This window comes from Roseateles sp. P5_B10, from assembly GCF_056400485.1.
In genome coordinates this window covers 1-10,508 of the sequence record NZ_JBFULE010000130.1, presented here as the reverse complement: position 1 = coordinate 10,508, position 10,508 = coordinate 1, and the positions used below count along the sequence as shown (strand labels likewise).

Sequence of the window (10,508 nt, the reverse complement as noted above, 5' to 3'; positions counted from 1 at the left end):
GGGCCGGCTCGACGATATCCAGTTCGGCTGACTGAGGCCCATCGTCTGCCTACGGGCCGAGCGCCGGGCCGCTCCCAAGCCGGCCCGATTGCCGATGTGCTCGCGGCTCGATGCCGCGAGCATCGGCGCCCCCTCGGGGGGCCGCTCAAGCTCGCCCGCGTTCAGCGTGGCGAGCTTGGGCGCGGGGCTCCGTTTCAGCGGCGGCGTTCGCGCTTGATGCCGAGCAGGGCTTCTTTCAGCGCATCGTCGGCCGGCTTGTCGCCCAGCCAGATGCGCAGCAGGGCCGTGAAGAACTCCGGCTCCTTGATCGGCTCGCTCAACAGCGACTTGCCGTTGACCAGCAGCGTCGACCCGAGCCCGGGCACATAGTCGACCGTGAAATTGTCGCCGCTGTTGAGCTGCTTGCGGCTGGCGAAGACTTCGCTCAACTTGAGCACGCCATTGATGGACTTGACGAACTCGTCGCGCGGCGCGTTGGCTTCCATGCCCTTGGTGAAAAGCTTGCCGAGTTCGTTGCCGTCGATCTCGCGCAACATCTGGATATGGATGCGCTTGGGGCCGGGCGCCGCGAGCACCTCGGGCGTCGTGCTGACCTTGTGCGTCAGGTACAGGCCCGCCGTGTAGACCTTGACGACAAACTTGTAGCGCACGCCGGCGCCGTTGAGGACCAGCTTCTGGCCCGCCAGGTCCATGGCCGTCTCGTACTTCACGTTGGCCACCTCGACCGTCTCGGCCCAGGCGCTCCCCCCGCTCAGACTGCCCACGGCCACCAGGGCCGCGACGATGAATGCGCGCATGTCTCGCTCCGTTGCTGTGCCGCGATGGCGGCATCTTCGTGAACCGAAGTATGGCGTGTCAGGCTCAAAGACCCGCTGATACACTGATCCGATCATGTTCATCACGCGGAAGTACATCACGGGGTCGAGCGACCGGGGAGCCTGGCCCTGGCGTCGCTGGTTCACCGCCGACTGATGCTGCTTGGCGCGCCCTGACGCGCTTTTTCTCGCGTTGCCCGTTCTCCATCGGGCTGCACGCCAAGCCCTGAAAACTGTCTTTTCAAGGTTTGACCGTGATCACCGAACTTGAATTCCAGAGCCTCGCTGCCGAGGGCTACAACCGCATCCCGCTGATCAGCGAGGCCTTTGCGGATCTCGAAACCCCGCTGTCCCTGTACCTCAAGCTCTGCGCCGGCTCCGGCCAGGGCCGCAACAGCTTCCTGCTGGAGTCCGTCGTCGGCGGCGAGCGCTTCGGGCGCTACTCCTTCATCGGCCTGCCCGCCCGCACGCTGATCCGCGCAACGGGCCAGTTCTGCGAAGTCGTCACCGACGGCGCCATCGTCGAGACGCACGAAGGCAACCCGCTGGACTTCATCGCCGCCTACCAGGAACGCATCAAGCCCAAGATCCCGACGGGTCTGCCGCGCTTTTGCGGCGGCCTGGCCGGCTACTTCGGCTACGAGGCCGTGCGCGCCATCGAGAAGCGCCTGGGCCGCGATCACGCGGGTGAGAGCCTGGGCACGCCGGACATCCTGCTGCTGCTGTCCGAGGAAGTCGCCGTCATCGACAACCTCTCCGGGCGCCTGTACCTCATCGTCTGGGCCGACCCGCGCCAGCCGGAGGCCTATTTCCGCGCCAAGAAGAAGCTGTCGCAGCTGCGCGACAAGCTGACCTACAGCGTCAGCGTACCCCGCGTGCCGCGCGGTGAAGCCCACCCAGTCACGCGCGGCTTTGCCAAGGCCGACTACCTGGCTGCCGTGGCCAAGGCCAAGGAATACATCGCCGCCGGCGACCTGATGCAGGTGCAGGTGGGCCAGCGCATCTCCAAGCCCTACAAGGCCGAGCCGATCGCGCTGTACCGCGCGCTGCGAGCGCTGAACCCCAGCCCCTATATGTACTTCTACGACCTGGGCGACTTCCAGATCGTCGGCGCCAGCCCCGAGATCCTCGTGCGCGAAGAACATGCCGGCGACGGCAGCCGCAAGGTCACGATCCGCCCCCTGGCTGGCACGCGCCCGCGCGGCGCGACGGTGGAGCGCGACCTGGAACTGGAAGCCGAGCTGCAGGCCGACCCCAAGGAGCGCGCCGAGCACCTGATGCTGATCGACCTGGCGCGCAACGACATCGGCCGCATCGCCCGCGTTGGCAGCGTCAAGGTGACGCAGTCCTTCGCCGTGGAGCGCTATTCGCATGTGATGCACATCGTCTCGAACGTCGAGGGGACGTTGCGAGACGATGTCGGCCAGCTCGATGTGCTCAAGGCCACCTTCCCTGCCGGCACGCTCACCGGCGCGCCCAAAGTACGAGCGATGGAACTCATCGACGAGCTGGAGCCCGTGCAACGCGGCATCTACGGCGGCGCCTGCGGTTATCTGAGTTTTGCCGGCGACATGGACCTGGCCATCGCCATCCGCACCGGCATCATCAAGAACGGCATGCTCTATGTGCAGGCGGCGGCCGGCGTCGTCGCAGACTCGGTACCCGAACTGGAGTGGCAAGAGACTGAGGCGAAGGCACGCGCTCTGCTGCGCGCCGCCGAACTCGTCGAGGAGGGATTTTGATGAGCCCCCACGTTCACTTCGTTCACTGCCCCCCAAKGGGGATGGCCTCCCTTAGGGCGGCCCGGCGGGAGTCCAAATGCTGCTGATGATCGACAACTACGACAGTTTCACCTTCAACCTCGTCCAGTACTTCGGTGAACTGGGCGCGGACGTGAAGGTGGTGCGCAACGACGAGATCACCGTGGCGGAAATGTCCGCGTTGGACCCGRMCCACATCGTCTTCTCACCCGGCCCCTGCACGCCCAACGAGGCCGGCGTGTGCGTGGAGGCCATCCAGCACTTCATCGGCAAGAAGCCGCTGCTGGGCGTCTGCCTGGGCCACCAGTCCATGGGCCAGGCCCTGGGCGGCAAGATCATCCGGGCCCAGCGCCAGATGCACGGCAAGGCCAGCACGATCACGACCGATGGCCGCGGTGTCTACACCGGACTGCCCAAGGATTTCTCGGTGATCCGCTACCACTCCCTCGTCATCGAGGAAGCGAGCTGCCCGGCGGTGCTGGAGATCACCTCGCGCAGCGAGGATGGCGAGATCATGGGCGTACGCCACCGCGAACTGGCCGGCACGGCCACGCCGTGCGAGGGCGTGCAGTTCCACCCCGAGTCCATCCTCAGCGAGCATGGGCACGCGATGCTGCGCAACTTCCTGGAGTTGAAGGCATGAGCCCCGCACGGCCGCCCGAAGGGGCTCATTCCCGCGTGGCGGGACAGCGCGAAGCGCGAAGGGTGCACCAATGACCGACTACGCGCCCGGATCGGGCGCAGCCGCCACCGGCAAGGTCGTGGATCTGCGCAGCGACACAGTCACCAAGCCGACGCCCGCCATGCTCGCAGCGATCGCAGCGGCACAAGTTGGCGATGACGTCTTCGGCGACGACCCCACCGTCAACGCGCTGCAGGAGCGCGTCGCCGCCCTGCTCGGCAAGGAGGCCGCTCTCTTCATGCCAAGCGGCACGCAGAGCAACCTCTGCGCCCTGCTGGCCCATTGCGGCCGTGGCGACGAGTACATCGTCGGCCAGCTCGCCCACACCTACCGCTACGAAGGCGGCGGCGCGGCGGTGCTGGGCAGCATCCAGCCCCAGCCCCTGACCAACCAGCCCGACGGCACGATCAGGCTCGAAGACATCGCCGCCGCCATCAAGCCCGACGACCCGCACTTCGCACGCACGCGGCTGCTGGCGCTGGAGAACACCTGGAGCGGCAATGTGCTGTCCACCCAGTACACCAACGCCGCCTGCGAACTGGCTCATGCGCGTGGCCTGGCCACGCATCTCGACGGCGCCCGCCTCTTCAACGCGGCGGTTGCCTCGGGCCGCAGCGTGGCCGACCTGGCCCGCCCTTTCGACTCGGTCTCCCTCTGCTTCAGCAAGGGCCTGGGCGCGCCCATCGGCTCGATGCTGGTCGGCTCGCGCGAGCTGATCGTCCGCGCCCACCGTGTGCGCAAGATGGTCGGCGGCGGCCTGCGCCAGGTCGGCCTGCTGGCGGCCGCCGCCGACCATGCGCTGACCCATCACGTCGACCGCCTCGCCGACGACCACGCGCTGGCCAAGCGCCTGGCCGAGGGCCTGGCCGCGCTGCCGGGTGTCACGGTCACGCCACCGCAGACGAATATCGTCTTTGCCCAGATCAGCGATGGCCGCACGCCGGCCCTGCTGGAGCACCTGAAGTCACGCGGCGTGCTGGCCACCGGCCTCATCGGTCTGCGCTTTGTGACCCATCTCGATGTCGACACCCCCGGCGTCGATCACGCCATTGCCGCCGCACGCGAGTTCCTGGAGCGCTGAGCCATGCCCATCACCGACACCGAAGCCCTGACCCGCGTCATCGAGCACCGCGAGATCTTTCACGACGAGATGCTGACGCTGATGCGCCGCATCATGGCCGGCGAGATGTCGCCCGTCATCTCGGCGGCGCTGCTGACCGGCCTGCGCGTGAAGAAGGAAACCATCGGCGAAATCACGGCCGCCGCGCAGGTCATGCGCGAGTTGTCCAACAAGGTGCCCTTGCATGAGATTGGGCCGCTGCCGCATCTCGTCGACGTCGTCGGCACCGGTGGCGATGGCGCACACAGCTTCAACATCTCCACCTGCTCGATGTTCGTCGCGGCGGCAGCGGGTGCGCAGGTGGCCAAGCATGGCAACCGCAGCGTCAGCAGCAAGACCGGCAGCGCCGACGTGCTGGAGGCCCTGGGCGCCAACATCCAGCTCTCGCCACGTGCCGTGGCCGCGTGCCTGGACGAGTGCGGCATCGGCTTCATGTTCGCGCCCAATCACCACCCGGCGATGAAGAACATCGCGCCGGTGCGCCGCGAGCTCGGCGTGCGCACCATCTTCAACATCCTGGGCCCGCTGACCAACCCGGCCGGCGCGCCCAACATCCTGATGGGCGTCTTCCACCCCGACCTCGTCGGCATCCAGGTGCGCGTGCTGCAGCGCCTGGGCGCCGAGCACGCGCTCGTCGTCTACGGCAAGGACGGCATGGACGAGATTTCGCTGGGCGCCACCACCCTGGTGGGCGAGCTGAAGGACGGCGCCGTGCGCGAGTACGAGATCCACCCCGAAGACTTCGGCATGGCCATGGCCAGCAATCGCAGCCTCAAGGTCGAGAACCCGGAACAGTCGCGCGAGATGCTGGTCGGTGTGCTCGACGGCAAGCCCGGCCCAGCGCGCGACATCGTGCTGCTGAACGCCGGCGCGACGCTATACGCCGCCAACGTGGCGCCGACGCTGGCCGACGGCATCGAACGTGCCCGCACGGCGCTGGACAGTGGCGCGGCGCGTGCCAAGCTGGATGCCTTCGTCAAGCAGACCCAGGGGCTGGGAGGAAAAGCGTGAGCAGCGATATCCTGAACCGCATCGTCGAGGTCAAATGGGAAGAGATCGCGGCAGCCAAGCTCAAGCGTTCGCTGGCTTCGCAGCGTGATGAAGCGGAGGCCCGCAAGGGTGAGCGCCTGGGCTTCGAACGGTCGCTGCGCGCCACCATCGCGGCCGGCCACGCCGCCGTCATTGCCGAGATCAAGAAGGCCAGCCCCAGCAAGGGCGTGCTGCGCGAGGACTTCAAGCCCGGGCAGATCGCCGAAAGCTATGCCCGCAACGGCGCGGCCTGCCTGAGTGTGCTGACTGACGAGCGCTTCTTCCAGGGCTCGGCCGCCTATCTGCGCGAAGCCCGCGCCGCCTGCGAGCTGCCGGTGCTGCGCAAGGACTTCATGGTGGACGAGTACCAGGTCATGGAAGCCGGTGCGATGGGCGCCGACTGCATCCTGCTGATCGCCGCCTGCCTGGCCGACTCGCAGATGGCCGACCTCGAGGCGRCGGCCCATGCCCTCGGGCTGGACGTTCTCGTTGAAGTCCATGACGGCGAGGAGCTCGACCGCGCCCTCCAGCTGAAGACGCCGCTGGTCGGCATCAACAACCGCAATCTGCGCACCTTCGACGTGACGCTGGACACGACGCTGGCCCTGCTCCCGCGCGTGCCGGCCGACAAGCTGCTGGTGACCGAATCCGGCATCCTCGGCGCGGCGGACGTGAAGCGCATGCGCGAGGCGAACGTCAACGCCTTCCTCGTCGGCGAGGCCTTCATGCGCGCGCCCGACCCGGGCCAGGCGCTGGCGACCCTGTTCGGATGAAGCTGCCGCTGCAACTCCCCGACACCGACTGGCGCCCCGTTGTCGAAGCCTGGGCCACCTCGCCGGTCGGCCAGAAGCTGGAAGCCTTCCTGGAGGAGCGTGCTGCCGCCGGCGCGACCATCTATCCGCCGGAGCCATTGCGTGCTCTCACCCTCACGCCGCTGGCCGCCACCCGCGTCGTCATCCTCGGCCAGGACCCCTACCACGGCCCCGGCCAGGCGGAAGGTCTGAGCTTCAGCGTGCCGCCCGGTGTGCCGCTGCCGCCCAGCCTGCGCAATATCTTCAAGGAGATCCAGCGCGACCTTGGCAAGCCCTTCCCGCCCAACGGCAGCCTGGTGCGCTGGGCCGAGGGCGGCACGCTGCTGCTCAACGCCGTGCTGACCGTGGAAGACGGCCAACCCGCCAGCCACGCCAACCGCGGCTGGGAGGTGTTGACCGACGCCCTCATCAAGGCGGCAGCCGTCGACCCGGCTCCCAAGGTCTTCATGCTCTGGGGCAGCTACGCCCAGGCCAAAGCACCGCTGATCGAGGCGGCGAAGCAGGACCATCTGGTGCTGAAGGCCAACCACCCCTCGCCGCTGTCGGCGCTGAAGCCGCCGCGGCCCTTCATCGGTTGCGGACATTTCTCGACGACCAAAACCTGGCTGGAGGAACGCGGGCGGGGTGCGCCGCGCAAGAGCTGACCGGTTTTCAAGCCGCGGATTGTTCCGCTGGCAGCAACTCGCCGTTCTCTCTGCCCCGCTTTTTCTCGCGGCGCGCAATTCCTACAGTGACAACCTATCGGCACACCCCGCTCGGCGGTGGCCGACCAGGAGAGTCACCATGAACAACACCCGATCCATTTCCACGCTGATCACCGCCGCGACGGCTGTCGCAGCGTTGGCGGCGGGCATGTTGCTGGCTATCAGCGCCCCAGCTCCGTCGGCCGAAGACTTCGGTCCGGCGGCCGTGGTCGCCAGCAACACGGCCGACGAGGCTTGAGCCCTCAGCTCGTCGTACAGCGCAGCTTCAGCCCGCCCATCGCCTCGCGGCCGATCAGCTCGACGACCCAGTCGACGAACACCCGCAGCTTGCTGCTGAGATGGCGGTTGGGCGGGTAGACGACATAGACCGGCACCGGGTCGGCGTCCCATTCCTCCAGCACCCGCACCAGTTCGCCGCTCTTGAGCAGCGGGCCGGCCATGAAGCAGGTCACCTGGACGACGCCCAGGTGGGCCAGGCCGGCGTTCAGATAGGCATTCGCATCGTTCACCGCCAGGATGTGGTTGCCCGCCACCTCTATTTCTTCCTCGCCGCGGCGGAAGGTGTCTGGCATGACCTTGCCGCTGCGTGCCGAGAAATAACCCACCATGCGATGTGGCGCCTGCGTCAGCTCCAGCGGATGGGCCGGCGCGCCATGGCGGCGCAGGTATTCGGGCGTCGCGCAGGTGATGAAGCGGAATTCGCCGATGCGCCGCGCGACCAGGCTCTGGTCGGTCAACTCGCCACCACGGATCACGCAGTCGATGTTGTCGCTGATCAGGTCCACCGTGCGATCGCTGACGCCAAGCTCGATCTGGATGTCGGGGTACTTGGCGTAGAAATCCGGCAGGTGCGGAATGATCATCTCGCGCCCCACCACGCCGGGAAYGTCGATGCGTATGCGGCCACGCGGCGTCACACGGGCCTGGTTCATGCTGCCTTCCAGCTCCTCCAGGTCGCCCAGCAGGCGCATGGCGCGCTCGTAGTAGGCCGCGCCATCCGGCGTCACTGTCACGCGCCGCGTGGTGCGGTTCAGCAGCTTGGTGCGCAGATGGCCTTCCAGCGTCTGGATCAGGCGCGTGACGGTGGCCTTGGGCAGGTCCAGGGAATCGGCCGCCTTGGTGAAGGTGCCGGCCTCGACGACCCGGACATAGGCTTGCATCGCGTTGAGTCGGTCCATGACTTCATTGTTCCACGGCAAGGAAAAGTGAGTCACTTTCAAGGCCGTTTATCCCTAGGCCGTTGATCACTATCTTTCGGTCCATGGACAAGATCGCCTCCCCTGCCACTTTGCGCCTCGGCCCTGCGCCGGGCCTCGTGGCCCAGGTCTACACGGCGCGCCGGCCGCTGGACGGCGACGGGCGCGCGCTGCTGCTCTGGCTGCACGGTGGCTGCTTCACGGACGGCTCACTCCAGGCCAGCCGGGCGCGCAGCGAGATGCTCGCCGACGCGGGCGCTGATGTCGTCTCGCTGGACTATCCGCTGGCGCCTGAGCACCCTTTCCCCAGCGGCCTGAGCGCCGCCTTCGAGGCCCTGCAGGCCCTCGCCGCCAAGCCGGCCAGGCTGACCGGCAGCCCGCACACCGCCCTGTTCGTTGCCGGCGAGGAAGCGGGCGGCAACCTCGCCGCGGCGCTCGCGCTGATGGCCCGCGACCAGCACGCACCCAAGCTCGCTGGCCAATTGCTGATTGCGCCCATGCTGGACCCGCAACTCGGCAGCGCCTCCATGCGCGACGGCGAATGCGGCGGCTGTGAATGCCACTACGCCAAGGGCTGGCAGGYCTATCTGGGCGGCAGCACGCGCGCCGACCACCCCTATGCCGCGCCGCTGAACGCCAGCCGGCTGAGCGGCCTGGCGCCCGCGCTGATCCTCAGCGCCGCGGGCCACCCGCTGAGCGACGAGTCGCGCCGCTATGCCGTTGCACTGCGGGAGCAAGGCGGCACCGCCAAGGAGATGACGCTGCCCGCCATCGCGCCGGGCTATGCGCTGAATCCCATCCACGAATTCCTGCGTGAAGCGGCCCGCCGCGCGCTGTCCCTTCCCGCCTGATTCCTGCCTGATTGACCTTCGGAGAGAAATAGAAATGCAGTCCAACCCTCGTCYCAATCGTCGTGCCGGCCTGATCGCTGGCGCTGTCGCTCTCGTCGCCCTGGGCGCCGTGGGCTTCGCCCAGTTCGGCTCGGGCGCAGCCCAGGCCGATGCCGGCCCCACCACGCCGCCCGCCACACCGGTGTCCGTCGCCCAGGTTGTCAGCCAGGATGTATCGGCCTGGAACGAGTTCTCGGGCCGCCTGGAAGCCGTCGAGYGCGTCGATGTGCGGGCCCGTGTGTCGGGCGCCGTGCAGGCCGTGCATTTCCGCGAGGGCAGCCTCGTGAAGGCGGGCGACCTGCTCGTCACCATCGACCCCGCGCCCTACCAGGCCGAGGTGCAGCGCCTGGAAGCACAGGTGGCCGCCGCCCAGGCCCGCGTCAACTACACGCTCAGCGAGGCCCAACGCGCCAAGTCCCTGCTGGAGGAGCGCGCCGTGGCGCGCCGCGAGTTCGACGAGAAGGACAACGCCGCCCGTGAAGGTGCGGCCAACCTGCGCGCCGCTCAGGCCGCGCTGCAATCGGCGCAGCTGTCCTTGAGCTACACCCAGGTGCGTGCACCGGTGGCGGGCCGCGTTGGCAGGATCGAAGTGACGCAGGGCAACCTCGTCGCCGCGGGTGCCGGTGCGCCGGTGCTGACGACGCTGGTGTCGGTCAGCCCGATCTACGCCAGCTTCGATGCCGACGAAAAGGTGGTGCGCGAGGCGCTCGCCTCGCTGCCCGGCGGCGGCGCCGAGCGCAAAGGCATGGAGCGCATTCCCGTGGAGATGCTGGCAGGCAGTGACAAGAGCCAGACCGGCCGCCTGCAACTCGTCGACAACCAGGTGGATGCCAGGAGCGGCACGCTGCGCGTGCGCGCCGTCTTCGACAACAAGGACGGCGGCCTGATCCCTGGCCAGTTTGCCAAGCTGCGCATGGGCCAGGCGAAGAACGAGGCGGCCCTGCTCGTCAATGAGCGCGCCGTCGGCACCGACCAGGACAAGCGTTATGTCATCGTCGTCGGCCAGGGCAACCAGGCCGAATGGCGCGGTGTGACGCTGGGCGCCAACGTCAACGGCCTGCGTGTCGTGACCAGCGGCCTCAAGGGCGGCGAGCGCATCGTCGTCGGCGGCGTGCAGCGCGTGAGGCCGGGGTCGGTGCTCGCACCCAAGGACGTCGCCATGGACGCCAAACCCGAACTGGCTGCCCAGCAAGCTGCCGCAAAGATCTCCTGACCTAGCCCCCCATCCCACCGCAAGCCCCGTGCAGCGGGCCGGTTCAGCCGGCCCGCGGGGGGCGTGCTGTCTGGAGCCAACATGAATCTCTCCAAATTCTTCATCGACCGCCCCATTTTTGCGGGCGTGCTGTCGCTGCTGATCTTCATCGGCGGCCTGCTGTCGATCCGCGCGCTGCCGATCTCGGAATACCCCGACGTCGTGCCGCCCTCGGTCGTCGTGCGCGCCCAATACCCCGGCGCCAACCCCAAGGTCATCGCCGAGACGGTGGCCACGCCGCTCGAGGA

At 68.0% G+C, this 10,508-nt stretch carries 12 protein-coding genes; 10 read left to right on the top strand and 2 right to left on the bottom strand.

The window, feature by feature from the left end:
• Window positions 1–194 precede the first annotated feature (194 nt).
• Entirely contained in the window at window positions 195–797 is a 603-nt protein-coding gene (locus AC1DU6_RS11060; RefSeq protein ID WP_056191702.1) for a chalcone isomerase family protein, read from the bottom strand.
• Window positions 798–1,069: 272 nt separating this feature from the next.
• On the opposite strand from AC1DU6_RS11060, the gene trpE reads away from it, so the two are divergent.
• From trpE to AC1DU6_RS11025, 7 genes are all read left to right on the top strand, one after another.
• Complete coding sequence (gene trpE / locus AC1DU6_RS11055; RefSeq protein ID WP_477857188.1) at window positions 1,070–2,557, top strand: anthranilate synthase component I; 1,488 nt, start codon at window positions 1,070–1,072, stop codon at window positions 2,555–2,557.
• A 76-nt stretch (window positions 2,558–2,633) separates the two neighbouring features.
• On the top strand, window positions 2,634–3,218 hold the full coding sequence (locus AC1DU6_RS11050; protein ID WP_477857186.1) for an anthranilate synthase component II: 585 nt from the start codon (window positions 2,634–2,636) through the stop codon (window positions 3,216–3,218).
• Window positions 3,219–3,288: 70 nt separating this feature from the next.
• On the top strand, window positions 3,289–4,338 hold the full coding sequence (gene ltaE, locus AC1DU6_RS11045; protein ID WP_477857185.1) for a low-specificity L-threonine aldolase: 1,050 nt from the start codon (window positions 3,289–3,291) through the stop codon (window positions 4,336–4,338).
• Window positions 4,339–4,341: 3 nt separating this feature from the next.
• Window positions 4,342–5,388 (top strand): anthranilate phosphoribosyltransferase, encoded by a 1,047-nt coding sequence (gene trpD / locus AC1DU6_RS11040; RefSeq protein WP_457389743.1) that lies wholly within the window; start codon window positions 4,342–4,344, stop codon window positions 5,386–5,388.
• Window positions 5,385–6,179 (top strand): indole-3-glycerol phosphate synthase TrpC, encoded by a 795-nt coding sequence (gene trpC / locus AC1DU6_RS11035; protein WP_477857183.1) that lies wholly within the window; start codon window positions 5,385–5,387, stop codon window positions 6,177–6,179. The genes trpD and trpC overlap by 4 nt, the downstream gene beginning before the upstream one ends.
• On the top strand, window positions 6,176–6,862 hold the full coding sequence (locus tag AC1DU6_RS11030) for a uracil-DNA glycosylase (protein ID WP_477857181.1): 687 nt from the start codon (window positions 6,176–6,178) through the stop codon (window positions 6,860–6,862). Before trpC ends, AC1DU6_RS11030 begins: the two co-directional genes overlap by 4 nt.
• A 139-nt stretch (window positions 6,863–7,001) precedes the next feature.
• Complete coding sequence (locus tag AC1DU6_RS11025; RefSeq protein ID WP_477857179.1) at window positions 7,002–7,160, top strand: hypothetical protein; 159 nt, start codon at window positions 7,002–7,004, stop codon at window positions 7,158–7,160.
• A gap of 4 nt (window positions 7,161–7,164) precedes the next feature.
• Here the strand turns inward: AC1DU6_RS11025 and AC1DU6_RS11020 are convergent, their stop codons facing one another.
• The gene (locus AC1DU6_RS11020) at window positions 7,165–8,100 is read right to left on the bottom strand and encodes a LysR family transcriptional regulator (RefSeq protein ID WP_477857177.1); all 936 of its coding nucleotides are present in this window, start codon (window positions 8,098–8,100) and stop codon (window positions 7,165–7,167) included.
• Between the two features lie 83 nt (window positions 8,101–8,183).
• Here AC1DU6_RS11020 and AC1DU6_RS11015 point away from each other — a divergent pair, with 83 nt between their 5' ends.
• The 3 genes from AC1DU6_RS11015 to AC1DU6_RS11005 all read left to right on the top strand — a co-directional run.
• Complete coding sequence (locus AC1DU6_RS11015) at window positions 8,184–8,969, top strand: alpha/beta hydrolase fold domain-containing protein (RefSeq protein ID WP_477857176.1); 786 nt, start codon at window positions 8,184–8,186, stop codon at window positions 8,967–8,969.
• Between the two features lie 34 nt (window positions 8,970–9,003).
• Window positions 9,004–10,221 carry an efflux RND transporter periplasmic adaptor subunit gene (locus tag AC1DU6_RS11010; protein WP_477857174.1) on the top strand — a complete coding sequence of 406 codons (1,218 nt, stop codon included), beginning with the start codon at window positions 9,004–9,006 and terminating at the stop codon, window positions 10,219–10,221.
• A gap of 81 nt (window positions 10,222–10,302) precedes the next feature.
• A partial coding sequence (locus tag AC1DU6_RS11005) for an efflux RND transporter permease subunit (protein WP_477857172.1) occupies window positions 10,303–10,508 on the top strand: 206 nt, incomplete at its 3' end.